This is a genomic window from Nocardioides sp. BGA-UO-ETr-FS32, from assembly GCF_059567905.1.
This window is the reverse complement of sequence record NZ_JCAQOX010000013.1, coordinates 865,109-890,518: the sequence shown is the minus strand read 5'-3', so window position 1 is coordinate 890,518 and position 25,410 is coordinate 865,109. Positions and strand designations below refer to the sequence as shown.

Genomic DNA, 25,410 nt, shown 5'->3' with positions numbered 1-25,410 from the left:
CGACGTCACGGGGCGGTGGCTAGGTTCGAGGAATGAGCATCGAACGCCCCGTGGCCCCCAACCCGTACGACTACCTGCCGCCGACCGCGTCCTTCACCGTGACGAGCGAGGACGTGACCGACGGCGCCCCGTTGAAGGACGACCAGGTGGCCGCCCTCGGCAACACCTCCCCCCAGCTGAGCTGGTCCGGTGCGCCCGAGGGGACCCGGTCCTACGTCGTGACGTGCTTCGACCCCGACGCCCCCACGCCCAGCGGCTTCTGGCACTGGTGCCTGGTCGACATCCCAGCCGAGGTGACCTCGCTCGACACCGGCGCAGCGGCCGGTGACCTCCCCGGCGGGGCGTTCCACGTCCGCAACGACGGCGGCGAGGCCGGCTTCATGGGCGCCGCTCCCCCCGAGGGCGACCAGCCGCACCGCTACTTCTTCGTCGTCCACGCCGTGAAGGACGACTCGCTGGGCGTGGACGCGGACGCCTCCAACGCCGTCGTCTCGTTCAACCTCGCGTTCAAGACGCTGGGTCGCGCCATCCTCCACGGCACGTACCAGCACTGACGGGTCGGGCGGGCGCTTCGACGCCCGCCGCCGCACCCGTCACACCAATCACTCCAGTCCCACCAGCCTCATCAACCTCAGGAGACTCGTGGTCAGGGCCGACAGGTCCAGACCACGGGTCTCCTTTTTCGTCGTTTCCGTCATGAAGAAACGGTCAAGCCGTTTTGATGAGTGTCGACCCGTTTTTTCAGGTCGTCCCTCGAAAACTTGACGATGTACCCCGATGTCGCTGGCCGACTTCCGCGAAACCTCGACATGCACCACACGAAGTGCGTATCTTCAACCCCGAGTTTCTGAAGATTCCGTCAAGATCTGCAGCACCCCCGAACCGCGGATCTGCTCTGGAGGACCATCGTGCAGCACCCCCGATTCTTCTCGCGCCTCGCGGCCATCGGTCTGGCCGCCGCCGTCGTGTGCAGCGTGCCCGCGGCCGCGGAGGCCAGGACCTGGTCGGTGCCGCGTGCCGTCTCCGCGACCGACCCCGCCGAGCTGACCAACAGCGAGCTCGAGGACGCGCTCATGGTCCGGATCAACCAGGCGCGGGCCTCCAACGGGCTGCGCAAGATCTGGAACTTCGACGTCTGCACCGACAGGCTCGCCGAGCAGTGGGGCGAGCGGATCGCGCGCACCGGGGCCTTCGAGCACCGCGACCAGGGCGAGGTCATCCGCAAGTGCAACAAGTCGTGGGCCGGTGAGACGCTCGTGCGGGGAGCCGGCCTGAGCCCGGACGAGATGGTCGAGCTGTGGCTCGACTCCCCCGGCCACCGCGAGATCCTGCTGAGCCCCCGTGCGCGTCGCGCTGGAGTCGCCATCACCGACGACGGCCAGGGCCGCACCATCGGCGTCGTCAACCTCGTGCGTCACGGCTGAGGTGCACCTGAGCCTCCGGGTGTGAGACGATCCCCGGCCCCCTCGTGGGTGGGCCGGGGGTCGAACTCGTCGAAGGGGGAAAGCGGATGCTGCACGTCGCCGTCGCGACCCGCGCCTTCCGCCGCTACTCCACCTACCGGGCCGCCACCCTCGCCGGGATCTTCACCAACTCGGTGTTCGGGATCATCTACTCCTACGCCTACATCGCGCTGTGGGACGCCAACCCCACGGCGGGCGGCTATGACGCGCAGGACGCGGTGACGTACGTCTGGCTCGGCCAGGCCCTCCTGATGACGATCGCGCTGTGGGGCGGCGGCACCACCGACGACCTCGCCGAGCGGATCCGCACCGGCGACATCGCCATCGACCTCTACCGACCGGTCGGCATCGTCGGGTGGTACCTCGCCAGCGACCTCGGCCGCGCGGCGTACCACCTCGCCACGCGCGGGTTCGGCCCGACGATCATCGGCCTCGTCGTCTTCGACATCGCACTCCCCCCGTCCCCCCTCGCGGCCGTCGCGTTCGCGGTCTCGCTGGTGCTCGCGGTGGTGGTGAGCTTCGCGATCCGGTTCCTGGTGGCGAGCACGGCGTTCTGGCTGCTCGACCAGTCGGGGGTCAAGGTGATGAGCGGCGCGTTCGCGATCTTCTTCAGCGGCATGATGCTGCCGCTCGTGCTCTTCCCCGGCTGGCTCGGGACCCTCGCCAACGCCCTGCCCTGGGCGTCCTACGTGCAGGTGCCCGCGGACATCTGGCTCGGCAAGCACACCGGGACCGACCTCGTCGCCGCCCTCGGCTTCCAGGTGATGTGGGCCGTCGTGCTGCTCGCCGCGTGCCAGGGCGTGCTGCGCCTGGCGACCCGCAAGGTGGTGGTGCAGGGTGGCTGACCACCTGCGCACGTACGCCCAGATCGCCTGGCTCTGGATCCGCGCCGCCTGGCAGTACCCGACGTCGTTCGTGCTGCTGGCCGTCGGCAACGGACTGATCACCGGCCTGGACTTCGTGGGCCTGTGGATCATGTTCGCGCACCTCGACGACCTCGAGGGGTTCACGCTCCACGAGGTGGCGCTGCTCTACGGCAGCGCCTCCCTCGCGCTCGCGTTCGCCGACACGGCCATCGGCAGCGTGGAACGCATCGGCACCTACATCCGGACCGGACGCCTCGACCAGATGATGACCAAGCCGGTCCCGTTGCTGGTGCAGGTGTGCGCCGACCAGTTCACCCTGCGCCGCCTCGGCCGGCTCACCCAGGCCTCTGTTGTCTTCGGCTGGGCCTGCACCTACGTCGACTGGACCCCGCTGCGAGTGCTCGTCGCCGTCTCGATGCTGGTCAGCGGGGCGATGGTGTTCTTCGGCCTCTTCGTCGGCTTCTCGTGCGTCCAGTTCTGGACCACCGACGCCACGGAGTTCGCCAACGCGTTCACCTACGGCGGGGCGACGGTCACCCAGTACCCGCTCAACATCTTCCCGCGCGAGGTGATGGTCGGGCTGACCTTCGTCATCCCGGTCGCGTTCGTCAACTGGTACCCCTGCCTCTACCTTCTCGGCCGCACGGATCCCTTCGGGACTCCCGAGGCCTTCCAGTTCGCCTCGCCGGCGGCGGGGATCCTCACGATGGCTGCGGCCCTCCTCGTCTGGCGCACGGGCGTCCGGCACTACACCTCGACCGGGAGCTGACATGACCCCCCACCAGCCGCTCATCGACGTGCACGACCTCGGGCGCAGCTTCGACGTACGCCGCAAGGTGGAGGGGCGCCGGCGCCGCTCGCGGGAGTCCGTCGTCGCGGTGCACGACCTGACCTTCGCGGTAGATGCCGGTGAGATGGTGGGCTACATCGGCCCCAACGGCGCCGGGAAGTCGACCACCATCAAGATGCTCACCGGCATCCTCGTGCCCACCGAGGGGCGGGTGCGGGTGGCCGGGATGGACCCGAGCCGGGACCGGGTCGAGCTGGCCCGGCGCATCGGCGTCGTCTTCGGCCAGCGTTCCACACTGTGGTGGGACCTTCCGCTGCGCGACTCCTACGACCTGCTGCAGAAGATGTACCGCATCGAGCCGGCCCGCTATCGCCAGAACCTCGCGCGCTTCGTCGAGCTGCTCGACCTCGGTGACCAGCTCGACACCCCGGTGCGCCAGCTCAGCCTCGGCCAGCGGATGCGTGGGGACATCACCGCCGCCCTCCTCCACGACCCCGAGGTGCTCTACCTCGACGAGCCGACGATCGGCCTCGACGTGGTGAGCAAGGGCCGCCTGCGCGAGTTCCTCCGTGCGCTCAACGCCGAGCGCGGCACGACGCTGCTGCTGACCACGCACGACCTCCAGGACATCGAGGCGCTCTGCGACCGCGTGATCGTGATCGACCACGGCACGAGCGTGTACGACGGCTCGCTCGCCGGCCTCCACGCCGAGGGCGGGTCCACGCGGACCCTCGTCGTCGACCTCGTGGACGAGGCGCCGCCCGTGGACGTGCCCGGCGCCACCGTGCGCCGGGTCGACGGGCCGCGCCAGTGGCTGTCGTTCCCGGCCGACGCGAGCGCCGCACCGATCGTGGCCGCGGTAGCCGCGGCGTACGACGTCGCCGACCTGTCCATCCAGGAGCCGGACATCGAGGACGTCATCCGCGAGCTCTACTCGCGGGGTGCCTGAGGCGTCGCCGAGGGCGGTGCTCAGCCGCTGAGGCCGCGGTGCCGCTCGGAGTCACGCTCGGGCGACGTCAGCGGCATGCGCTCGAGCACCAGCATGGCGCGGTCGTCGTCACCGCGCGACACCTTCTTGAGCACCCGCTTCGGCAAGCCGGTGAAGCCCCGTGCGTCGACCGCCTGGAGCGCCACCTGCCGCAACCAGTCGATCCCTTCGTCGAGGTCGCGGTCGGCCGACTCGATGACCCCGTCGGTGTAGAACATCAGTGCCTCGCCCGGGTGCAGGCGCCCCTTGCTGGGGGTGAAGTCGGCGTCGTCGATGACGCCCAGGGCCATCCCGCGCGCGTTGTCGATCGACCAGCCCCGGTGGCCGAGGTGCCAGTGGAGGGCGGGCGGGTGCCCGGCGCTGGTGATCGTGTAGTCGCCGGTGACGAGGTCGACCTTGATGTGCACGGCCGTGGCGAGCGACTCCTCGGACTCCTGGCGGAGCAGGAACGCGTTGGCCGCTGCCATCAGCTCGGCGGGCGGCAGCGCACCGATGAGGCCGCCGAGCGCGCCGGCGAACTGCAGGGCCTGGGGGCCCACCGCCGTGCCCTTGCCGCACACGTCGACCAGCGCCATCTCCAGCCACCGGCCCTCGCGGAGGTCGGCGACGAGGAAGTCGCCGGCATAGCTCGGTCCGTTCGCGGTGATCGTGGCCGACTGGGAGCGCCAGCCGTCGGGCAGCGGGGGGACGACACCCTGTCGCTGGAGGCGGTCGCGCAGCTGTGTCAGCACGGCCTCGCTGAGCGCCATGGGCAGTCCGGAGCGCTGGCGGCTCGACTGGTAGAGCGCGAGCATCAGGGCCAACGCGAAGATCACGAGTGCCGACGCCCGTGACGGGGTGGCGAACTCGCTCTGCAGGGAGGTCCACACCGCGACGCCGGCGAGCACGACGGCCAGCACCAGGAGCGGGACGAACCGTAGGAGCATCGTGCCGACCATGAGGAACAGGAACCACATCGCCACCGGGACGATGACCTCGACCAGCACCCCGAGGAGCGCGGTGAGGCCGACCATCGCCACCAGCACGACGAGCAGGAACGTCTGGCTGGCCCGTGAGCCGGTGCGCCAGCCGTCGATGCGCTGCTGGACGTACGCCGCGAGGCCGCGCACCACGGTCCCCAACGCGTTCGACACGTCCGAAGGGTAGGGCTCGACAAGGCTTCCCCGGCGTGGAACCGGCAAAATCCGCGGCGGCGGCTCGATAGGCTCGACCCATGCCTCTGGTCCCGCTGCAGGCCGACGTCCTCGGTCCTGACTTCCGCGTGGAGACCATCTCCCTCCCGCCCGATCCCGAAGGCCCCGTCGTCGCCACCCTGGTGACGCTCGAGCCGGACAGCCCGAACGGTCGCGCCGTCCTGCACGTGCACGGGTTCGCCGACTACTTCTTCCACGCCGAGTACGCCCGGTGGTGGGCCGAGCGCGGCTACACCTTCTATGCCCTCGACCTCCGCAAGTACGGCCGGTCGCTGCTGGAGCACCAGACCCCCCACTACGTGTCGGACCTCGACGAGTACTTCGCCGAGATCGACCTCGCGTGGTGGCGCATCACCCGGCGCGACGGCCACCGCGAGGTCATCGCGTCGGCCCACTCCACCGGCGGCCTCACGGTGCCCCTGTGGGCCCACAAGCGCAGGCCGGCCGAGCTGGTCGCGCTGGTGCTCAACTCGCCGTGGTTCGACATGCAGGGCGCGGCGTGGCTGCGCAGCCCCGCGACCCGCCTCGCCATCGAGCGCATCGGCACCAGTCGTCCCCGGCAGGAGATCCCGCGCAAGGTCAGCACGGTCTACGGCCGGTCGCTGCACCGCGAGCACGGTGGCGAGTGGGACTACGACCTGACGTGGAAGCCCCTGGAGTCGCGACCCGTGTACGTCGGGTGGCTGCGCGCCGTACGCCGCGGCCACGCCCTGCTCCACGCCGGCCTCGACCTCACCTGCCCGACCCTCGTGCTCTCGTCGGCCCGGTCCTTCTTCGGCGAGCAGACCGACGAGACCGCCGCGACGCACGACATCGTGCTCGACGTCGAGCAGATCCGGCACTGGGCCTCGTCCGTTGGGCGCCACGTCACCTCGATCGCGATCGAGGGCGCCATCCACGACGTGGTGCTGTCGCGGCCCGAGGTGCGCGCGCAGGCGTACGCCGCCATCGACACGTGGTTGGGGGCGTGGGTGGCGACGCGGGTCGTGGAGGGCCAGGGGTCGTAGGGGGCGCTCCTGGGCTCACGGTGGGGGCGGTGGCGTGCACACTGACGCTGGGGAGCACAAGCATCCCGAGGGAACCGGCGGCTACATCTGGCAACAATCCGCACTCGCCCGCCGATGCACCGAGACAACGACATGCTTCTGGCCCCGCCGGCGGTGCTCGGCGGGGTGCGGGGCGGGGTCATCGTCGTCGGGGCCGCGGAATGCCCGGTGGTGCGGGTGGGTCGATCGCGGTGGTGCCGGTCCGGTCGCGTCGGTAGAGGTGGCCGTGGGGTGAGGTCCACTCGAACACCCCGTTCTCGACCATCGCGTAGCGCCAGGCGGAGTGGGTCTTGAGCCGATGGTGGAAGCGGCACAGGCAGGCGAGGTTGTCGGTGCGTGTCCGGCCGGGTTGGGGTCGACCCTCGGCTTCGGCGTCGTGGTCGTACTCGATGACATGGTCGACGTCGCAGCGTCGGGCCGGGCGCGTGCACCGCGGGAACACGCACGTGCGATCGCGGAGCTGGATCTGCTCGCGGATCCGGTCGGGGATCTCGTAGCCCTGCGCGGTGAGCGGGGTGTTGAGGTCGATGACGGGCTTGATCGTGACCTTGGTGCGCGAGTCCGAGCACCACGACTTGATCTGGTCGAGCAGAGCGAGCCGCTGCCCGTTCTCCATGCGCCCGGTGGGACCGAAAACAGTCTGGTCACCGGAGAAGGTGGCGTCGAAGTGGGCGTGGATGACGACCTCACGAGCCGCAGGCAGGTTCGGCTGGTCTTCGACGTCGGCGTCGGCGTCGGCGTCGGCGTTGGTGTCGGTGGCTGAGGTGCGAGCCTCGACACCACCCTCCGGTGCTGCACCGCCCTGGAAGGCCAGATCGAGCGCGGTCTGCGTACGCGCGAGCTCACCCAGGGCCTTGGCCCGGCGTGCGTCGAGCGGCAGCTGTGATCCGAGTGCCTTCTGGACCGCTGCCTGATGGGCCACGGCCCGGTCGAGGTCGAGGGCGTCGGCGATGTCGAGGTCGGCTTCCAGGTGCAGGGTGCCGGCGTAGTGGACGTCGTCCTTGTTGACGGTGACGTGGCGAGGGTCGACGGCGAGGTAGCCGTCCTCGGGGTCCGCGGTGGGGTCGGCGGTGGCGAGGTCGTAGCGCTTGATGGTCTCGGCGACGAGCCGGTCGAGCTGTGCGGACCCGATGCGGCCGGCGACGGCGGCGACCTGGGAGTCGACGAACCCGGCCGCCTCGCGAGTCAGGGCGGGTGAGGAGTGGATGGTGGTGTCCGCGACGACACGGGCACGCCACGCGGGAACCTGCGCGGCGTGGACCTGTGCCCAGAGCCGGGGCAGGCGGTGGCGCAGCTCGAGGGCGTGGCCGATGAGCTTCTTCGCCGCCGTCGGAGAGATCCCGAGGACGGTGCCGAGCTCCGCGACGCAGAACTCCGCCACCAACGGCGCACCCTCCCCGGCGATGGGCTCCTCGTGCTCACACCCCGGCACCGTGAACGATGCCGCGTCGTGGATCGACTCCGGCGGGTGCAGGTCCGCCCACCGGGCAGCGATGTCGAGGAGGTCGGCCGCGGCCTGCTCCTCGGCGGCCTTCCGCTCCTTGGCGAGCGCGAGCAGGTCACCGGCGGTGAGGTCCTCGACCTCACCTGCTCCGGGTGCCACCAGCGCTCCGCTCATGTGCTCGATTGTAGTCGTCAGGTCCGACAACGAGCTTCGCCGCGAGCCGTGGCTGTGGATGGGTCTCGATACGCGCGCTCGTCCCCCTGCGATAGACCGGCTCGTCCCTCACCGGCACTCAAGATGGTTTCGAGGCTCGCTGCGCTCGCGCCTCGACCACCGACAGCCGGGCAGCCGGCTCAGGCGAGGAGGACCACGAGCGCGACGATCCCGACCGTGGCGATCACGGCGCGCAGCAGTGCAGGCGGGAGCCGGCGTCCCACGCCCGCCCCGATCTGACCTCCGACGACCGAGCCGATGGCGATCAGTCCCGCGACGACCCAGTCGATGTCGGCGACCGCGATGAAGACGAGGGCGGCGACCGCGTTGACCAGGAGGGCCAGGACGTTCTTGGTGGCGGTGTGGCGCTGCATCGAGTCGGCCACGCCGATGCCGAGGATCGCCATGAGCAGCACGCCCTGCGCCGCCCCGAAGTAGCCGCCGTAGACGCCGGCCGCGGCCACGGCCGGCCACACCCACCACACGCCGTGGTCGGGGATGCCGCCGCGCGACTCGGCGCGGGCGGCGACCGACCGCTGGATCCGGGGACCGAGCACGACGAGCAGGACGCCGAGCGCGATCAGGGCCGGCACGATGGTGTCGAACGCCGACGACGGCAGCCAGAGGAGCAGGAGCGCTCCGGCGATGCCACCGAGGAGCGAGGCGGAGCCGAGCCGGAGGACGCGGGCCCCCTGACCGTCGAGCTCGCGACGGTAGCCGAAGACCCCGGACATGCTCCCCGGGACGAGACCGACGGTGTTGCTGACGTTGGCGGTGACCGGGGGCACGCCGAACGCCAGCAGGGTCGGGAACGTGATCAACGTTCCCGACCCCACCACGGTGTTGATGGTGCCGGCTGCGACCCCCGCGAGGGTGATCAGCACTGCTTCGGTCGGACTCACTGGCCGGCGGGAGCCTCCGGGTCGCTGCTGTCGGTGGTCGGCCGCATCTTGCCCGGGCTGGCGGCGACCTCCGCCGCGGCGATCGCCTGCTGGACGGCCTCGGAGGTGGCCGACGTCTCGGAGTCGTCGGATCCGCGCGGCAGCTGCGGCTCGGAGGGGCCCATGTCGACCCGCTTGCGCGGGTTGGCGTCCTTCGGGATGCCGGCGATCTCGTGGATGGAGGAGCCGAGGCCCTCCATCGCCTTGGTGATCTCGGAGGGGATGACCCACACCTTGTTGGCGCTGCCCTCGGCGATCTTCGGCATCATCTGGAGGTACTGGTAGGCCAGCAGCGACTGGTCGGGCTGGCCGTCGTGGATGGCCTGGAAGACGGTCTGGATGGCCTGGCCCTCGCCCTGGGCGCGCAGGATCGAGGCCTCGCGGTCGGCCTGGGCGCGCAGGATCTGCGACTCGCGGTCACCCTCGGCGTTGAGGATCTGCGACTGCTTGGAGCCCTCGGCGGTCAGGATCGCCGCCTGTCGCTGGCCCTCGGCGGTGAGGATGACGGCGCGCTTCTCGCGGTCGGCGCGCATCTGCTTCTCCATCGAGTCCTTGATGGACGGCGGCGGGTCGATCCCCTTGAGCTCGACCCGGTTGACCCGGATGCCCCACTTGCCGGTCGCCTCGTCGAGGACGCCGCGCAGGCCGGAGTTGATGGAGTCGCGGCTGGTGAGCGTCTCCTCGAGGTCCATGCCGCCGACGATGTTGCGCAGGGTGGTCATGGTGAGCTGCTCGATCGCCTGGATGTAGTTGGCGATCTCGTAGGTCGCCGCCACCGGGTCGGTCACCTGGAAGTAGATGACCGTGTCGATCGACACGACCAGGTTGTCCTCGGTGATCACCGGCTGCGGCGGGAAGCTCACCACCTGCTCGCGCAGGTCGATGAGGTAGCGCACCCTGTCGATGAACGGCACGACGATGTTGAGTCCAGCCGGCAGCGTCCCCTTGTACTTGCCGAAGCGCTCGACGATGCCGGCACGCGCCTGGGGCACGATCCGGACCGTCTTGGCGAGCATGACGACGATGAACAGGATGACGAGCAGGAACAGGACGAACAATGCTGACGGCACTGGTCTCCCCCCGATCTTGTGATGTGCGTTGGGTGGTGCGGATGAAAGGACCCGAGGCGTCGGGTCAGGGCTCGAGCGTCGCCACGGGGTGTACGTAGGCCGTGGCGCCCTTGATCTGGAGGATCTCGACGGTCTCCCCCGGGGCGATCCGCAGGTTCTCGTCGTAGGGCAGCGCCGTCCAGACCTCGCCGCCGGCCTTGATCCTCCCGGGCGCGAGCCCGGTGATCTCCTCGGTCACGAGCCCCCGCGTGCCGACCAGCTTGCCGTGGCCGAGCGAGAGCTCTGGGCCGCCGTGGAGGCGCTTGACGAAGGCCGGACGGACGAAGGCCAGCATCGCGGTCGACGCGGCGAGTGCGGCGAGGATCTGCACGAAGACCGGCAGGCCCAGGAGCGCGGCCGCCATCCCGATCACGGCACCGGCCGCCAGCATCGCCAGGATCAGGTCCAGGCTGAACATCTCCGCGACGCCGAGGCCGATCGAGAGCGCGAGCCAGGTCTCCCAGAGGTGGTCGCGGATCCAGTCCATGCCCCGACCTTATCCAGTGGATGCTGACGTCAGGCGGGAGCGACCCGCTGGGCGGGGCGACGTCGCGCCGCGAAGCGGTCGTCGGCCCGGCTGAGCAGCAGCGGCATCCCGAAGGTCTCCGAGAGCGTCTCGGCCGTGACGACGTCCTCCACCGGTCCCGAGTCGACCACGCGTCCCTCGCGGAGCAGGAGCGCGTGGGTGAACCCCGGGGGGATCTCCTCGACGTGGTGGGAGACCAGCACGGTCGCGGGTGAGTCGGGGTCGAGGGCCAGGTGCGACAGGGTGGCGACGAGGTCCTCGCGGCCCCCGAGGTCGAGGCCGGCGGCCGGCTCGTCGAGCAGGAGCAGCTCGGGGTCGGCCATCAGGGCGCGGGCGATCTGGACCCGCTTGCGCTCGCCCTCGCTGAGGGTGCCGAAGGTCCGCTCGAGCAGGTGGCTCGCTCCGACCTCGGCCAGCAGGCCCGCGGCCCGGTCGTGGTCGAGGTCGGCGTACTCCTCGCGCCAGCGGCCGACCACGCCGTAGGACGCGGACACGACCACGTCCCTGACGAGCTCGCTCCTGGGGATCCGGTCGGCGAGCGCGGCGCTGGTCAGGCCGATGCGCGGACGCAGCTCGAAGACGTCGGTGGTGCCGAGCACCTCGTCGAGGATGCCGGCGACCCCCGAGGTCGGGTGCAGCTGGGCCGCGGCGACCTGCAGGAGCGTGGTCTTGCCGGCTCCGTTGGGGCCGAGGACCACCCAGCGCTCGTCCTCCTCGACCAGCCAGCTCACGTCGTCGAGCAGCAGCGATGCACCACGGCGCACCGTGACGCCAGCGAACTCGACGACGGCGACCATGTTCCTCACCCTATCCAGCAGCTGCCCCTCCACCGGGCCGGACACGACGAGCAGCGGAGTAGCCTCGCCGCGATGTCGTCCACCGTCCCCGCCCTCCCCCACTCGGCGACGCTCGCCTGGTGGCTCACCGCATGGCTGCGCGGCCACGAGCAGACCGACCACGTGCTCGACGAGCTGGCCGACGCCACCCACCTCCTCGAGGGAGGCTCGGCCCTTGACCTGCTGGTGCGCGCCCGCGGCACCGGCGCGACGTACGCCGGGCTGGCGCTGCCCGTCGAGGGCGACCCGCTGGGCCTCGGCGGACCGCCCGCCTTCAACACAGCAGCGCTCGAGGCCGGTCAGGCGGTGGTGGTCGGCCACCTCGGACTCGTGCCCGAGGAGCAGGGCGAGACGATGCAGTGGCGGACGTACGACGCGGCCCGCCGCCAGCTGCCCGACGTCGGCGAGGCCGACCGCGGGCTCCGCGAGGAGCTGCTCGGGGCGGCCGGGGACCTCGCCGACCTCGACGTCGCGCGCTGGCGTCCCGAGGCCGCCGACGCGTTGATGAACCTGCACCACCGACCCGCGGTCGACGCGCCGCTCGGCACGCCGGCACGCTGCGTCGAGCTGGCGGCGCGCGGCCTGCAGGCGTGGACGATCGTCGACCTGGCGCTCGCAGACGACGGCGGGGCGCTGTCGGCGTACGAGGTGGAACGACGCCGCGCGCTGCTCCAGCCGCTGGGTCGGGCGGCACGCCGCGCGATCGTCGCGGCGTGCTCGCCCGAGGTGTGGCCTCCGGCCTAGGCGGGCTCAGCCGCCGTACTGGCCGCTGCCGTAGGGCGCGGCGGGGGGCGGCGGCGGGTAGCCACCCTCGTAGCCGGCCGGACCGGTCTTGGGGTTGGGGCCGTACTTGTTGTCGGCCTTGGAGTCGGTGCAGAACCACACGATGATGAGGATCCAGCCGACGATCGGGATGAGGCCGATCAGGATCCACCAGCCGCTGCGGTCGGTGTCGTGCAGGCGACGTACGCCGACGGCGAGGCTCGGCAGGAACAGGGCCAGGCTGACCACGGTGTTGATCAGGCCGCCGCTGGTGGCGCCGTCGTAGTCGGTGCCGATGACCGCGTCGAGGATGTTGGTGACGATGCCGACCAGGAACGAGAACAGGGCGAAGTACCAGTACTCGGAGCGACGCGCGCGTCCGGAGAAGTCGACGTACTTGGACAGACACGTGCGGACTGCGGTCATGAAGTCCATGGATTACCCCCTGTGTATGGGCGGTTCCGAGGACCGGACCGCCAGCGGCAGCACCGTAGGGCATCCGGCGGCGCGGGACCAGCACCCCGGCCGCAGGGGCTCTCGCCCCGCCCGAGGCGCGGACCCGGGCACCCGGCCACGACGTGCGGGGCTAGCCTTCCTCCACCATGGAAGACGAGCCGAAGACTCTCCTGGTCACCCTCACGGGCAAGGACCGGCCGGGCGTCACCTCAGCGATCTTCGCCGCGCTCTCCGGCGCCGGGGTCGAGGTCGTCGACATCGAGCAGATCGTGCTGCGACGCCGCCTCGTGCTCGGCATCCTCGTGACCGCACCCCGCGACTGGAAGAAGCTGCGCGACGTCATCGAGCGCACCGCCGCCGACCTCGACATGAACGTCGAGGTCGAGCGCGGTGCCGGCGACAACCGCAGCAGGCAGGGCGACCGGTCGCACATCACGATCATCGGCAACCCGCTCAAGGCGTCCGCGATGTCGGCCATCGCCGGACGGATCGCCGACTCCGGGGCCAATATCGACAAGATCGAGCGGATGGCGCGCTATCCCGTCACCGCCATCGAGCTGCACGTCTCGGGGGCACCGGCCGACACGTTGCGACCGCTGCTCGCCGTCGAGGCGGTCAAGCAGGGCATCGACCTCGCCGTCCAGCGCGACTCGCTGCACCGTCGCGGGATCCGGCTGATCGTGATGGACGTCGACTCCACGCTCATCCAGGGCGAGGTGATCGAGATGCTCGCCGCCCATGCCGGCCAGGAGGCCGAGGTCGCCCGGGTGACCGAGGCGGCGATGCGCGGCGAGCTCGACTTCGAGGCGTCGTTGCGTGAACGGGTCGCCTTGCTCGAGGGCGTCCCGGAGTCGGCGCTCGAGGAGGTCTACGACTCGATCGTCCTGGCGCCCGGCGCCCGCACCATGGTGCGCACGCTGCGTCGCCTGGGCTACCGCTTCGCGATCGTCTCGGGCGGCTTCACCCAGATCACGGACCGGCTCGCCGCCGACCTCGGCATCCACTTCTCGCGGGCCAACGAGCTCGAGGTGGTCGACGGCCGGCTGACCGGCCGCATCGTCGGCGACGTCGTGGACCGCGCGGGCAAGGCGACGGCGCTACGGGAGTTCGCCGCGGAGGTCGGCGTGCCCCTCGACGCCGTGATCGCCATCGGCGACGGCGCCAACGACCTCGACATGCTCAACGCGGCCGGGCTCGGCATCGCCTACAACGCCAAGCCGATGGTGCGCGACGCCGCGGACACCTCCGTCAACGTCCCCTACCTCGACGCGATCCTCTACCTGCTCGGCATCTCCCGCGAGCAGATCGAGGAGGCCGACGCCGCGGTCGGCATCGTGACGCCCGCACCGCCCCTGACGCCCTGACTCCTAGGGCCCGAGCCCGACGACGACGCACCCGCCGACCGCCGGGTCCTCGACGACCCGCGTCGTCAGGCCGGCGGCCGCCATCGCCCTGGACGTCAGGGCCACCTGGGGCCGACCGGTCTCCACGACCAGCACTCCCCCAGGCGCTAGCCACTCGGCCGCGGCCGCGGCGAGGCGACGGTGCAGGTCGACGCCGTCCGCACCGCCGTCGAGCGACACGAGGGGCTCGTGGTCGCGGGCCTCCGGCGGCATGTCGGCGATGCGGTCCGTCGGGACGTACGGCGCGTTGGCGGCCAGCACGTCGACCCGGCCCCGCAGCCCCCGCGGCAGCGCGTCGTAGAGGTCGCCCTCGTGCAGGGCGGCGAGGGGCGCGTTGGCGCGGGCACAGTCCAGGGCGGCGGCGCTGACGTCGGCGGCGTGCGCCTCCACGTCGTCCGGCAGGCAGGCCGCGACCGGTGCCACCCCGCAGCACATCTCGACGACCACGACCGCCGCCGCGTCACCCGGCCGGCTCCTGGCCGCCGACTCGCCGAGCACCGTACGGGCCAGCAGCTCGGTGCGTCGGCGCGGGACGAAGACACCGGGGGCCACCCGCAGCCGCCGCTCCAGGAACCCGACCCATCCCAGCACGAGCTCGAGGGGCTCCCCTGCGACGCGTCGGGCGACGAGCGACTCGAGCTCGGCCTCGCTGCCGGCCGCCTCCAGCAGCAGCTCGGTCTCGGCCTCGGCCCACACGCACCCGGCCGCGCGGAGCCGCGCGACCACCCGGGCGTGGGTCACGCGTCGCCGAGGTGGAAGGCGTCGAGCCGCGCCTGCCCCGGGCCGAGGTCCGACCACACGCACTCGACCGTGAACACCGCCACCGCCGCGGTGGGGAACCCGCGCGTGAGCATGCCGGTGGTCGCCTCCGCGTCGCCCTCGCCGTCGTCGACGAGCTCGGCCAGCGAGGCCATCGTCGGGTTGTGGCCGATGACGACCAGCGTCCGGACGGAGGCGTCCGTCTCGCGGAGGAGGTCGAACGCGGAGTCGGTGCCGGCAGCGTAGAGCGCCTCGGAGAAGTCGGCGAGGCCCTCGTCCCAGCCCGCACCCAGGGCGACGTGCTCCCAGGTCTGACGGGTGCGCAGGGCATCGGAGACGAGCACCGAGTCGGGAGCGAGCCCGTGCTCGCGGAGCCGGCGACCGGCAGCCTCCGCGTCGCTCCGACCCCTGTCCGCGAGCGCGCGGACGTGGTCGGTGGGTGCGCTGTGCTCGGCCCTGGCATGTCGCATCACGACCAGCCGTCTCGGCACACGTTCCACGGCGTCCCTCCCAGTCCTGCCCCACTCGTGCTCGGGTCCAGCCTTCCAGCCGCTAGCCTGCCTGTCATGCCCAAGGGACCACTCATGATCATCGGTGGCGCCGAGGACAAGATGCGCAAGCCGACGATCCTCAAGCACTTCGTGACCCTCAGCGGGGGCCGGGACGCCCGCATCGCGGTGATCCCGACCGCGTCCTCGCTCGGACGAGAGGTCGTCGACGTCTACGACGCGCTGTTCACCAAGTTCGGTGCGGCCCGCGTCGACTCCGTACGCCCCGAGTCGCGCGAGCAGGCCCACGACCCCGCGCTCGTGAAGGCCCTCGACGAGGCCACCGGCGTGTTCATGACCGGCGGCAACCAGCTCAAGCTCTCCTCGATCGTGTGCGGCACCCCCGTGGGCGAGGCGATCATGCGCGCCCACGAGCGCGGTGCAGTCGTCGCCGGCACCTCGGCCGGCGCCAGCATCCAGTCCTCGCACATGGTGGCCTTCGGCGTCGGAGGTGCCACGCCGAAGCAGCGGATGACCCAGGTCGCCGCCGGTCTCGGCCTGGTGGACACGGCGGTGATCGACCAGCACTTCGACCAGCGCAACCGCTACGGCCGGCTGCTGATGATCGTGGCCCAGAGCCCCCAGCTGCTCGGCATCGGCGTCGACGAGGACACGTGCGGCCTCGTCGAGGACGTCGACGGCGACATGGTGATGCGTGTGCTCGGCAAGGGCGCGGTGACGGTCTTCGACGGCTCCCGCATGGTGTCCAACGCCTACGAGGCCACCCGCTCCTCGCCCCTGCTGGCCAGCGGCGTCGTCTTCCACACGCTGCCCGAGGGCGCCGTGTTCAACCTCTCCACCCGCGCGCTCCTGCCGCAGGAGCAGGTGATCGAGCCCGAGGACGCCCACGAGCTCGCCGAGGCGACCCGGGACCTGCGCCAGCTTGCCCGCGACATCGCTGCGGCCGACGCCACCCCGGCCGCGATCCGCCGGCGCCTCAAGCTCCGCCGTACGACCACCCGCCAGACCCCCGACCCGACCCAGGGAGAGAATCGATGAGCGAGCGGCCCACCCCGGACCTGGAGATCGTCGAGACCCGCGTCTACCGCGGAGCGAACGTCTGGTCCTACGACAAGTCGATCCACCTCGTGGTCGACCTCGGCTCGCTCGAGCAGTTCCCCACCAACACCCTCCCCTGCTTCACCGACGACCTCGTCGCGATGCTGCCCGGCCTGCGCGAGCACTCCTGCTCGCGCGGGCGCCGCGGCGGCTTCCTCGAGCGGCTCAACGAGGGCACCTGGCTCGGCCACGTCGCCGAGCACGTCGCGCTGGCCCTGCAGCAGCTCGTCGGCCACGACATCCGCCGCGGCAAGACCCGCCAGGTCAAGGGTCAGCCGGGCCGCTACAACATCATCTACGGCTACATCGACGAGAACGTCGGCCTGACGGCAGGCCGCCTCGCCGTACGCCTGGTCAACCACCTCGTCGAGGGCGACCCCGACTTCGACTGGGAGACCGAGCGCGACGACTTCATCCGTCGCGCCGAGCGCACCGCCTTCGGCCCGTCGACCCAGGCGATCGTCGACGAGGCGGTCTCACGCGACATCCCGTGGATCCGGCTCAACCAGCACTCCCTCGTCCAGCTCGGGCAGGGCGTCCACGCCAAGCGGATCCGCGCCACGATGACCTCGGAGACGTCCTCGATCGCGGTCGACATCGCCTCCGACAAGGACCTCACCACCAAGCTCCTCGGCGCCGCCGGGCTGCCGGTGCCCAAGCAGGAGTCGGTCCGCACCGAGGACGGGGCGGTCGCCGCCGCGCGCCGCATCGGCTACCCCGTCGTGCTCAAGCCGCTCGACGGCAACCACGGCCGCGGCGTCTGTCTCGACCTGCAGGGCGACGACGAGGTACGCGCCGCGTTCCCGATCGCGCACGACCAGTCGCGCCGCGGCAACGTGATCGTCGAGTCGTTCGTGACCGGCAAGGACTACCGCTGCCTGATCATCGACGGCCGGATGGTCGCGATCGCCGAGCGCGTGCCCGCGTCGGTCACGGGCGACGGCACGTCGACGGTCGAGGAGCTGGTCGACCTGACCAACGCCGACCCGCGCCGCGGCGTCGGCCACGAGAAGGTGCTGACCCGGATCAAGGTCGACGAGGCGGCCGTCGAGGTGCTCGCCGACCAGGGCCACACGCTCGACTCCGTGCCTGCCGAGGGCGAGATGGTCAAGCTCGCCCTCACCGGCAACATGTCGACGGGCGGCATCTCGATCGACCGCACCTTCGAGGCGCACCCGGAGAACGTCGAGATCGCCGAGGAGGCCGCGCGGATGGTCGGCCTCGACATCGCCGGCATCGACTTCATCTGTCCCGACATCACCCAGCCGGTGCGTGAGACGGGCGGCGCGATCTGCGAGGTCAATGCCGCTCCCGGCTTCCGGATGCACACGCACCCGACGATCGGTGAGCCGCAGTTCATCGCCAAGCCGGTCGTCGACATGCTGTTCCCGCCGGGTGCCCCGTCCCGGATCCCGATCGTCGCGGTGACCGGCACCAACGGCAAGACGACCACCAGCCGGATGATCAGCCACGTCTTCAAGGGCATGGGCCGCAAGGTCGGCATGACCTCCACCGACGGCGTGGTGATCGACGAGCGGCTCGTGATCAGGGCCGACGCGTCCGGTCCGCGCTCGGCCCGGATGGTGCTGCAGAACCCCCGCGTCGACTTCGCCGTCTTCGAGGTCGCCCGCGGCGGCATCCTCCGTGAGGGCCTCGGCTACGAGCGCAACGACGTCGCTGTCGTGCTCAACGTCCAGCCGGACCACCTCGGGCTCCGCGGCATCGACACCGTCGAGCAGCTCGCCGACGTCAAGGCCGTCATCGTCGAGGCGGTGCCGCGCGACGGGCACGCCGTGCTCAACGCGGACGACCCGCTCGTGCGGGAGATGCGCCGCAAGTGCTCGGGCCAGGTCGTGTGGTTCTCGATGGAGGAGCCCGGCAGCGAGGTGCGCGACATGATCGACGCCCACTGCCGCCGCGGCGGCAAGGCCATCGTCCTCAACCCCACCGAGCGCGGCGAGATGATGGTCGTGCAGCACGGCCGCCGGGAGATGCAGCTGGCGTGGACCCACCTCCTGCCCGCGACCTTCAGCGGCCGCGCGCGGATGAACGTCCAGAACGCCCTCGCAGCCGCGGCGGCAGCCTTCGCCGCCGGCGCACCGCTGCACGACATCCGGCAGGGCCTGCGCACCTTCTCGACCAACTACTACCTCTCCCCCGGCCGCCTCAACGAGGTCGACGTCAACGGCGTCAACGTCATCGTCGACTACTGCCACAACGCGCCCGGCATGAGGATGCTCGGCGACTTCGTGGACCGCGTCGGCGACTCGCTCGAGTCCTCGCACGACCTGGCCCGACCGTCGCGGATCGGCATCATCGCCACGGCGGGCGACCGGCGCGACCAGGACATGGTCGAGCTCGGCCAGATCGCAGCCCAGCACTTCGACGTCTGCATCATCCGTGAGGACGTCGCCCTGCGCGGCCGTGAGCGTGGTGCGACCGCGCAGCTGGTGCTCGACGGCGTACGCGCCGCGATGGACGACGGCGCCCGGTGCAAGCAGGCCGAGCTGGTCCTCGAGGAGATCGAGGCCGTACGCCACGCGATGAGCCGCGCCAACCGCGGCGACCTCGTCGTGGTGTGCGTCGACAAGCACGCCGAGGTGATGGCGGAGCTCGAGCAGTGGTCCGACGTCGCCCAGGCCGGCTCGGCGGCCAACCCCGACGCGCCGTCCGCCGACCCGGACTACACGCCGCCCGCGACGGACTCGTGAGGGTGGCCACAGGAGTGTGTGCTGAGTGAGGGTCCTCGACCTGTCGCAGCTGCCCCACCGGCCGATCGAGGTCCACGGCAGCCGCGGCTTCTCGGTGGGCGCCTTCGGCATCAGCGCCGACGCGCACCTGGTGGCGGTGACCCTGGCGCCGGGCGGGACCATCGGCCGCCACCCGGCGGCGGGCCGACAGCTCCTGGTGGTGCTGTCCGGCGAGGCGGAGGTGAGCGGTGCCGAGCTGGTCGTACGCCGCCTCGGTGCCGGCGAGGCCGCGGTCTGGGAGCCCGGTGAGGTGCACGAGACCCGGTCGCCGCGCGGCATGACGGCGATGATCGTGGAGGGCGACCTCGACATCGGCGCACCCGGTGAGCAGGTCGACCCCGGCGACGTCTGAGGCCAGGCCCTGGCGCCGGGCGGTGCCTCAGCCACCTGCGTACGCCCGGGAATGTCGCTCCACCACCGCTCAGCGACGCGTCGTCCGATGACACGCCTCGTAGCGGTGTGCCAGACACCTTCCGAGACGTCAGAACATGTCTCACTCACCGCTGGACGGGGCCGAGCAGCCCCCAGCCCTGACCTCACGCGCTCGCCGCGCGCACCTTCTGCCGGAGGGTCTCGGGGTTGTCCGGGGTGCCGCCGTGCGCGGCGATCCAGTCGTACGCCTCCTGCCGTTCCGCGTGGCACATCAGCCCGACGACGTCGCCGGGCTGCGCTCGGTCGACCAGGGCGGCGAGGCAGGCGACCTCGGTGGGATAGGTGTCGATGTCGGTGACGCCGACGCGGGCAGCGCCCGCGCGCAGCAGGTCGTCGACCTCGTCCATGGTGCGGGTGCGGAGGTAGCGCTCCTTGTGGCCGATCGCGACCACGTCGCTGCCCTTGGCACCGATCTCGCCGAGCGCGCCGATCAGCTCGTCGGTGCGGTCGCCGACGGCACCGAGGCCGAGCAGCAGGCGCGCGCCGGGGCGGCGTACGCCCGACATGATCTCCAGCAACGCCTCGAGCCCGGCCTCGTTGTGCGCCAGGTCCATCACGACGCTGACCTCTCCGGGCAGGGAGAAGAAGTTCATCCGGCCCGGGTTGTGCTCGGCGTCGGGGCGGAACGAGGTCAGGCCTGCGACCACGTCGTCGCGGGACAGCCCGATCGCCAGCGCGGCCGAGGCGGCCGCGAGCGCGTTCTCGATGTTGAACCGCGACAGCCCCGCGAGCGTCATCGGCACGTCGACGAGCTCGACGAGCGGGTCGGGGTCGACCCCGGGCGCGAGGACGGTGATCCACCCGTCGATGACCGTCGTGGCGCGTCCGCCCCCGTGGCTGAGCACCTCGCGGACGGCCGGTGAGTCGGGGTCGCGGCTGAAGATCCACGGCTGTGCGGAGACCACCGCGCTCATCGCGAGCACGCGCGGGTCGTCGCCGTTGAGCACGGCCCAGCCGTCCTTGCGGGTGATCCGCGGGACGACGGACTTCACCTCGGCGAGCTGGTCGACGGTGTCGATGCCCTGCAGTCCGAGGTGGTCGGCGGTCACGTTGGTCACGACCGACACGTCGTTGCGGGTGATGCCGATCCCCTTGAGCAGGATTCCGCCGCGCGCGGTCTCGGTCACCGCGAACTGCACGCCCTCGAGCCCGAGTGCCCGCCCGGCGCCCGAGGGGCCCGAGTAGTCGCCCGCCTCGACGAGCACACCGTCGCGGTAGATGCCGTCGGTGTTGGACCAGCCGACGACGAGCCCGCTCGTGCGCGCGATGTGGGCGATCATCCGGCTGGTCGTGGTCTTGCCGTTGGTGCCGGTCACCGCGACCACCGGGATGGTCGGCGTGATCGTCGTCGGCCGGTCGCCCCTCGGGGCCGCGGCGACCTCCTGGGCGGCAGCGCTGACGGCGGCTTCGACGTCGGGCGTCGGGAGCGCGTCGAGGGCGTGCGCGACCGCCTCGCCGAGCGCCCGCGCGCGGCCGCGGTTGCGCCAGGGGAAGGCGACGACGACCACGTCCGGGTCACTGGTGGGGCGTACGCGCACGGCGAGGCGCCGCGTGCCCGCCTCGGCGGCGATGGCGCGCACCAGCCGCTCCACCGCCCGCAGCGCGAACCGCTGGCGGAAGCCCGAGCCTGCGGCTCCCGGCCGCGTCGTCCGCAACCCGATGCGCCGGGCGAACCGCAGGGCCGTCTCCTCGCCCGCCTCGGTGATGGTGGAGACGTCGAGGGTCAGCTTGACCGCCGCACGCGGGAAGTAGAGGTTCGGTCCTTCGAGGACGCGCAGCTCGACGAGTGAGGTCACCCGGGGAAACTATCGAAGGCCCGCGCGCTGCCCACAGGCCCCTAGAGACCCATGGCGTGGAAGCCGCCGTCGACGTGGACGATCTCGCCGGTGGTCGCCGGGAAGAAGTCGCTCAGCAGCGCGACCACGGCCTGCGCGGTCGGGGTGTGGTCGGACTCGTCCCAGCCGAGCGGGGCGCGGTCCTTCCACGCCGACTCGAGGTCCTCGAAGCCCGGGATCGCCTTGGCGGCCAGGGTCTTCAGGGGGCCGGCGGAGACGAGGTTGCAGCGGATCCCCTCGGGGCCGAGGTCGCGGGCGACGTAGCGGCTGGTGTTCTCGAGCGCGGCCTTCGCCACGCCCATCCAGTCGTACGCCGGCCACGCGGTGGTGGCGTCGAAGGTCAGGCCGACGATGGAGGAACCGCGTGACAGCAGCGGCCTGGTCGCGACGGCGAGCGACTTGAGGGAGTAGGCCGAGACGTGCACGGCCTGGGCCACGTCCTCCCAGGGACCGTCCATGAACTTGCCGCCGAGCAGGGTCTCCGGGTTGCCGTAGGCGATCGAGTGCACGACGCCGTCGAGGCCGTCGACGTGCTCGCGCACCTGGTCGGCGAGGCCGGCGAGGTGGTCCTCGTCGGTGACGTCGAGCTCGAGCACCGGCGCCTCCTGCGGCAGCCGCTTGGCGATCCGCCTGGTGATGCCGAGGGCGCGGCCGAAGTTGGAGATGAGCACGGTCGCGCCCTGCTCCTGCGCGACCTTCGCGGTGGCGAAGCCGATCGAGCTGTCCATCGTGACGCCGGCGACGAGGATGCGCTTGCCGTCGAGGATTCCCATGAGTGTGTCCCTTCGTGTGACCCGGGGGCCGTCAGGTGGTCGGTGTCAGTGGCCCATGCCGAGGCCGCCGTCGACCGGGATGACGGCCCCGGTGACGTACGCCGCGCCGTCGGACGCGAGCCAGGTGACGGCGGAGGCGACCTCCGCCGTCGAGGCGTAGCGGCCGAGCGGGACCTGCGTCTTGATCGCGGCCTTCTGGTCGTCGGTCAGCACGTCGGTCATGTCGGTCTCGACGAAGCCCGGCGAGACCACGTTGGTGGTGATCGAGCGGCTGCCCAGCTCGCGGGCCAGGGAGCGCGCCATGCCGACGAGGCCCGCCTTGGACGCGGCGTAGTTGACCTGTCCGGCGGAGCCGAGCAGGCCGACCACGGAGGAGATGAGGATGATCCGGCCGCGGCGCAGTCGCAGCATGCCCTTGGCGGCCCGCTTGGCCAGCCGGAACGTGCCGGTGAGGTTGGTGTCGATGACCGACGACCAGTCGTCCTCGCTCATCCGCAGCAGCAGCGTGTCCTTGGTGATGCCGGCGTTGGCGACCAGCACCTCGACCGGGCCGTGCGCCTCCTCGACCTGCTTGAACGCCGCCTCGACGGCGTCCGGGTCGGTGATGTCGCAGCGCACGTCGAGCGCGCCCTCTGGCGCCCCGCCGTTCCGGGTGGTGACCGCCACCTTGTCGCCCTGGGCGATGAACGCCTCGGCGATCGCGCGGCCGATGCCGCGGTTGCCGCCGGTCACGAGGACCGAACGGGGCTCGGACGGGGCGCTGGATCCGGGAATCTCGCTCACCCTCCCGACGCTAGTGATTACCGCTCGGTACGGGGAAACGCGGGTTCCGGGACGTGGTCACTCGTCCTCGAGACGGAAGCCGACCTTCATCCCGACCTGGAAGTGCTCGACCGAGCCGTCCTTGGCCTGGCCGCGGACCTGGGTCACCTCGAACCAGTCGATGTGGCGCAGCGTCTGGCCGGCGCGCTCGATGCCGTTGCGGATGGCCTGGTCGATGCCGTCCGGTGAGGTGCCGACGATCTCGGTGACGCGGTAGGTGCGGTTGGACATGGGGTTCCTCCTGCTCGACGGCTGGACGTGGTCGGTTGAGCCTAGCGACGTACACTCGCAGCATGGCCAAGTCCGACGCTGTGCGCATCACCACGGCCCGTAGCAGCGCGGCCGAGGACATGCGCACGCGGCAGCGTCGCTACGCCATCTCGATGACCATCCGCACCGTGTGCTTCCTGGCCGCCGTGTTCGTCGGCGACGGGGTGCTGCGGTGGATCCTGGTGGCTGCTGCCGTCTTCCTCCCCTTCCTCGCCGTGGTCGTCGCCAACGCGGAGAACCAGCGTGACGACGGATTCAGGCTCCCTGACGGCGCGGGGGCACACGAACTGACGGCTCGCAGCGACGAAGACTGAGGAAATGTCGCCCGACACGGCCGCATCTAAAGTTTGGTTTTCACCCACACCCATGGAATGATCTTTTCAGCGAGCGCAGCATCCCCCGTCTGCGTCAGCGTCGAAGTGCCGGACAGCTTCCCCCCGTGGCTGTCCGGCACTTCTCTTTGCACCACGTACGCCCGAGGAGGACGTCGATGGACCTCGACCGCGACATCTGCTCGGCCAAGGGCTGCCAGGCCGACGCCGTGTGGGACCTGCAGTGGAACAACCCGAAGATCCACGCCCCCGAGCGCCGCAAGTCGTGGCTCGCGTGCGACGAGCACCGCGCCTCCCTCTCGGACTTCCTCGGGGCGCGGGGGTTCCTCAAGGACGTCGTCCCGCACCCTCCGGCGGGCTGACTAGCCCGGCGAGCCCTCGGGCGTCAGGGCACGGTCCCGCGACCGTGCACCGGTGGACCCGGCTGCGCCGAGGGCTGCGACGAGCAGCGGGACGTGCACCACGACGGCGTCGGACAGCGTCTGCGCGAGGATCAGTGCCGTGCCGGTGAGGCCGACCAAGATGGTCCCGGCGCCGGGGAGGGCGGTCCGGTCGGGCCGGCTGGGACGCACGGCGCGTCTCGCGTCGTGACGGCCGAGCGGGACGCCCAGCACGGCTCCGACGACGAGCACGCCGATCAGGAGCAGAGGACGGACCTCCGCCGCCTCGAACACGTGAGGCAGCGCCACGTGGGCTGCCACCCCCATGGCCGCCAGGATCGCGAACCTCCACCAGGCGATCGGGCCGAACCACGAGCTGAACGGCGCCGCTGCGGGGTCGACCTCGCTCATCCGCCGATGGCGGACATGGGCCGGTCGGGCTGGAGGAAGGTCTCGTCGTCGATCCCGTGGCCGGCGCGCTTGCCGCGCATGGCGATGACCCAGCGCTCGGCGATCTCCTCGTCACCGGCACCGGACCGCAGGGACGTACGCAGGTCGGACTCCTCGCGGGCGAACAGGCAGTTGCGCACCTGGCCGTCGGCGGTGAGGCGTACGCGGTCGCAGTCGCCGCAGAACGGGCGGGTGACCGAGGCGATGATGCCCACGGTCGCCGGACCCCCGTCGACGTCGAACAGCTCGGCGGGCGCACTCCCCCGCGGCTCCCCGTGGGGAGTCAGGGTGAACTCGGCCGACAGCGCGTCGAAGATCTCGTCGGCGGTCACCATGGCGGCCCGGCTCCAGTCGTGCTGGGCGTCGAGGGGCATCTGCTCGATGAATCGCAGCTCGTAGCCGTGCTGGACGCTCCACCGGAGCAGCTCGGCGGCCTGGTCGTCGTTGGTGCCGCGCAGCAGCACCGCGTTGAGCTTCACCGGCCCGAGCCCGGCGGCCTTGGCCGCCTCGAGACCGGCGACGACGTCGGCGAGGCGGTCGCGGCGGGTGATCGTGGCGAAGGTCTCCGGGCGCACCGAGTCGATGCTGGCGTTGATCCGGTCGAGCCCGGCGTCGGCGAGGGCCTGCGCGGTGCGGGACAGGCCGAGTGCGTTGGTGGTCAGCGACGTCTCCACGCCGAGCGCGTGCGTACGGGCCACGATGTCGACCAGCCCGCGGCGCAGGAGCGGCTCGCCACCGGTGAAGCGCACCTCGCGGATGCCGAGGCGCTCGACGCCGATGGTGATCAACCGGACGACCTCGTCGTCGGTGAGCGTCTGGTCGGTGGGCAGCCAGTCGAGGCCCTCCGCGGGCATGCAGTAGTTGCAGCGGAGGTTGCAGCGGTCGGTGAGCGAGACACGAAGATCCGTGGCCACGCGTCCGAAGCGGTCTGCCAGCGGTGTCGTCACTGTCACAGTCTAACGAG

The 25,410-nt window shown here is 71.3% G+C and carries 28 protein-coding genes; 13 read left to right on the top strand and 15 right to left on the bottom strand.

Annotated features, from left to right (window positions below; all coding sequences use genetic code 11):
• Positions 1-32 precede the first annotated feature (32 nt).
• The 5 genes from AC57BS_RS09515 to AC57BS_RS09495 all read left to right on the top strand — a co-directional run bounded on the left by AC57BS_RS09515 (position 33) and on the right by AC57BS_RS09495 (position 4,068).
• Entirely contained in the window at positions 33-554 is a 522-nt protein-coding gene (locus tag AC57BS_RS09515; RefSeq protein WP_496411183.1) for a YbhB/YbcL family Raf kinase inhibitor-like protein, read from the top strand.
• Between the two features lie 354 nt (positions 555-908).
• Positions 909-1,424 carry a CAP domain-containing protein gene (locus AC57BS_RS09510; protein ID WP_496411182.1) on the top strand — a complete coding sequence of 172 codons (516 nt, stop codon included), beginning with the start codon at positions 909-911 and terminating at the stop codon, positions 1,422-1,424.
• Positions 1,425-1,510: 86 nt separating this feature from the next.
• The gene (locus AC57BS_RS09505) at positions 1,511-2,308 is read left to right on the top strand and encodes an ABC transporter permease (RefSeq protein ID WP_496411181.1); all 798 of its coding nucleotides are present in this window, start codon (positions 1,511-1,513) and stop codon (positions 2,306-2,308) included.
• Complete coding sequence (locus AC57BS_RS09500) at positions 2,301-3,098, top strand: ABC transporter permease (RefSeq protein WP_496411180.1); 798 nt, start codon at positions 2,301-2,303, stop codon at positions 3,096-3,098. The genes AC57BS_RS09505 and AC57BS_RS09500 overlap by 8 nt, the downstream gene beginning before the upstream one ends.
• 1 nt (position 3,099) lies before the next feature.
• Complete coding sequence (locus tag AC57BS_RS09495) at positions 3,100-4,068, top strand: ABC transporter ATP-binding protein (protein WP_496411179.1); 969 nt, start codon at positions 3,100-3,102, stop codon at positions 4,066-4,068.
• A gap of 20 nt (positions 4,069-4,088) precedes the next feature.
• On the opposite strand, the gene AC57BS_RS09490 is transcribed toward AC57BS_RS09495, so the two are convergent.
• Entirely contained in the window at positions 4,089-5,240 is a 1,152-nt protein-coding gene (locus AC57BS_RS09490; protein WP_496411178.1) for a PP2C family protein-serine/threonine phosphatase, read from the bottom strand.
• 80 nt (positions 5,241-5,320) lie between these two features.
• Here AC57BS_RS09490 and AC57BS_RS09485 point away from each other — a divergent pair, with 80 nt between their 5' ends.
• Positions 5,321-6,307: an alpha/beta hydrolase gene (locus AC57BS_RS09485; RefSeq protein WP_496411177.1), complete on the top strand. Its 987-nt coding sequence runs from the start codon at positions 5,321-5,323 to the stop codon at positions 6,305-6,307.
• Between the two features lie 178 nt (positions 6,308-6,485).
• Here AC57BS_RS09485 and AC57BS_RS09480 read toward each other — a convergent pair whose 3' ends face one another.
• From AC57BS_RS09480 to AC57BS_RS09460, 5 genes are all read right to left on the bottom strand, one after another.
• Positions 6,486-7,964, bottom strand: a complete 1,479-nt coding sequence (locus AC57BS_RS09480; RefSeq protein ID WP_496411176.1) for an HNH endonuclease signature motif containing protein — start codon at positions 7,962-7,964, stop codon at positions 6,486-6,488.
• A 179-nt stretch (positions 7,965-8,143) separates the two neighbouring features.
• Positions 8,144-8,905: a sulfite exporter TauE/SafE family protein gene (locus AC57BS_RS09475; RefSeq protein WP_496411175.1), complete on the bottom strand. Its 762-nt coding sequence runs from the start codon at positions 8,903-8,905 to the stop codon at positions 8,144-8,146.
• On the bottom strand, positions 8,902-9,960 hold the full coding sequence (locus AC57BS_RS09470; protein WP_496411265.1) for an SPFH domain-containing protein: 1,059 nt from the start codon (positions 9,958-9,960) through the stop codon (positions 8,902-8,904). The genes AC57BS_RS09475 and AC57BS_RS09470 overlap by 4 nt, the downstream gene beginning before the upstream one ends.
• A 118-nt stretch (positions 9,961-10,078) precedes the next feature.
• Positions 10,079-10,540 carry an NfeD family protein gene (locus tag AC57BS_RS09465; RefSeq protein WP_496411174.1) on the bottom strand — a complete coding sequence of 154 codons (462 nt, stop codon included), beginning with the start codon at positions 10,538-10,540 and terminating at the stop codon, positions 10,079-10,081.
• Positions 10,541-10,569: 29 nt separating this feature from the next.
• A complete protein-coding gene (locus AC57BS_RS09460; RefSeq protein WP_496411173.1) occupies positions 10,570-11,376 on the bottom strand; it encodes an ABC transporter ATP-binding protein in 807 nt (268 codons plus the stop codon).
• A gap of 72 nt (positions 11,377-11,448) precedes the next feature.
• On the opposite strand from AC57BS_RS09460, the gene AC57BS_RS09455 reads away from it, so the two are divergent.
• Positions 11,449-12,159 (top strand): Rv1486c family protein, encoded by a 711-nt coding sequence (locus AC57BS_RS09455; protein ID WP_496411172.1) that lies wholly within the window; start codon positions 11,449-11,451, stop codon positions 12,157-12,159.
• A 6-nt stretch (positions 12,160-12,165) separates the two neighbouring features.
• Here the strand turns inward: AC57BS_RS09455 and AC57BS_RS09450 are convergent, their stop codons facing one another.
• Complete coding sequence (locus AC57BS_RS09450) at positions 12,166-12,612, bottom strand: DUF805 domain-containing protein (RefSeq protein WP_496411171.1); 447 nt, start codon at positions 12,610-12,612, stop codon at positions 12,166-12,168.
• A 167-nt stretch (positions 12,613-12,779) separates the two neighbouring features.
• Here AC57BS_RS09450 and serB point away from each other — a divergent pair, with 167 nt between their 5' ends.
• Positions 12,780-13,997: a phosphoserine phosphatase SerB gene (gene serB, locus AC57BS_RS09445; RefSeq protein ID WP_496411170.1), complete on the top strand. Its 1,218-nt coding sequence runs from the start codon at positions 12,780-12,782 to the stop codon at positions 13,995-13,997.
• Positions 13,998-14,000: 3 nt separating this feature from the next.
• Here serB and AC57BS_RS09440 read toward each other — a convergent pair whose 3' ends face one another.
• The gene (locus AC57BS_RS09440; protein ID WP_496411169.1) at positions 14,001-14,777 is read right to left on the bottom strand and encodes a putative protein N(5)-glutamine methyltransferase; all 777 of its coding nucleotides are present in this window, start codon (positions 14,775-14,777) and stop codon (positions 14,001-14,003) included.
• Positions 14,774-15,265, bottom strand: a complete 492-nt coding sequence (locus AC57BS_RS09435; RefSeq protein WP_496411168.1) for a SixA phosphatase family protein — start codon at positions 15,263-15,265, stop codon at positions 14,774-14,776. The genes AC57BS_RS09440 and AC57BS_RS09435 overlap by 4 nt, the downstream gene beginning before the upstream one ends.
• 96 nt (positions 15,266-15,361) lie before the next feature.
• Between AC57BS_RS09435 and AC57BS_RS09430 the strand changes: the two genes are divergently transcribed.
• The 3 genes from AC57BS_RS09430 to AC57BS_RS09420 are packed head-to-tail and all read left to right on the top strand — an operon-like array spanning position 15,362 to position 19,504.
• Complete coding sequence (locus tag AC57BS_RS09430) at positions 15,362-16,342, top strand: cyanophycinase (RefSeq protein WP_496411167.1); 981 nt, start codon at positions 15,362-15,364, stop codon at positions 16,340-16,342.
• Entirely contained in the window at positions 16,339-19,113 is a 2,775-nt protein-coding gene (gene cphA, locus AC57BS_RS09425) for a cyanophycin synthetase (RefSeq protein WP_496411166.1), read from the top strand. The genes AC57BS_RS09430 and cphA overlap by 4 nt, the downstream gene beginning before the upstream one ends.
• 25 nt (positions 19,114-19,138) lie before the next feature.
• On the top strand, positions 19,139-19,504 hold the full coding sequence (locus AC57BS_RS09420; protein WP_496411165.1) for a cupin domain-containing protein: 366 nt from the start codon (positions 19,139-19,141) through the stop codon (positions 19,502-19,504).
• A gap of 184 nt (positions 19,505-19,688) precedes the next feature.
• Here the strand turns inward: AC57BS_RS09420 and AC57BS_RS09415 are convergent, their stop codons facing one another.
• From AC57BS_RS09415 to AC57BS_RS09400, 4 genes are read right to left on the bottom strand one after another with little or no spacing between them, the layout of a single operon-like run.
• Entirely contained in the window at positions 19,689-21,380 is a 1,692-nt protein-coding gene (locus AC57BS_RS09415; protein ID WP_496411164.1) for a Mur ligase family protein, read from the bottom strand.
• 41 nt (positions 21,381-21,421) lie between these two features.
• Entirely contained in the window at positions 21,422-22,192 is a 771-nt protein-coding gene (gene fabI / locus AC57BS_RS09410) for an enoyl-ACP reductase FabI (protein WP_496411163.1), read from the bottom strand.
• A gap of 45 nt (positions 22,193-22,237) precedes the next feature.
• A complete protein-coding gene (fabG, locus tag AC57BS_RS09405; protein WP_496411162.1) occupies positions 22,238-22,975 on the bottom strand; it encodes a 3-oxoacyl-[acyl-carrier-protein] reductase in 738 nt (245 codons plus the stop codon).
• 57 nt (positions 22,976-23,032) lie between these two features.
• Positions 23,033-23,245: a dodecin gene (locus tag AC57BS_RS09400; RefSeq protein WP_496411161.1), complete on the bottom strand. Its 213-nt coding sequence runs from the start codon at positions 23,243-23,245 to the stop codon at positions 23,033-23,035.
• A 62-nt stretch (positions 23,246-23,307) separates the two neighbouring features.
• On the opposite strand from AC57BS_RS09400, the gene AC57BS_RS09395 reads away from it, so the two are divergent.
• Together AC57BS_RS09395 and AC57BS_RS09390 are read left to right on the top strand one after the other, a co-directional pair.
• Complete coding sequence (locus AC57BS_RS09395; protein WP_129454389.1) at positions 23,308-23,598, top strand: DUF3099 domain-containing protein; 291 nt, start codon at positions 23,308-23,310, stop codon at positions 23,596-23,598.
• Positions 23,599-23,774: 176 nt separating this feature from the next.
• Entirely contained in the window at positions 23,775-23,978 is a 204-nt protein-coding gene (locus AC57BS_RS09390) for an acetone carboxylase (protein ID WP_496411160.1), read from the top strand.
• Here AC57BS_RS09390 and AC57BS_RS09385 read toward each other — a convergent pair whose 3' ends face one another.
• Together AC57BS_RS09385 and moaA are read right to left on the bottom strand one after the other, a co-directional pair.
• Entirely contained in the window at positions 23,979-24,407 is a 429-nt protein-coding gene (locus AC57BS_RS09385; protein ID WP_496411159.1) for a hypothetical protein, read from the bottom strand.
• A complete protein-coding gene (moaA, locus tag AC57BS_RS09380) occupies positions 24,404-25,393 on the bottom strand; it encodes a GTP 3',8-cyclase MoaA (protein WP_496411158.1) in 990 nt (329 codons plus the stop codon). Before moaA ends, AC57BS_RS09385 begins: the two co-directional genes overlap by 4 nt.
• Positions 25,394-25,410 lie beyond the last annotated feature (17 nt).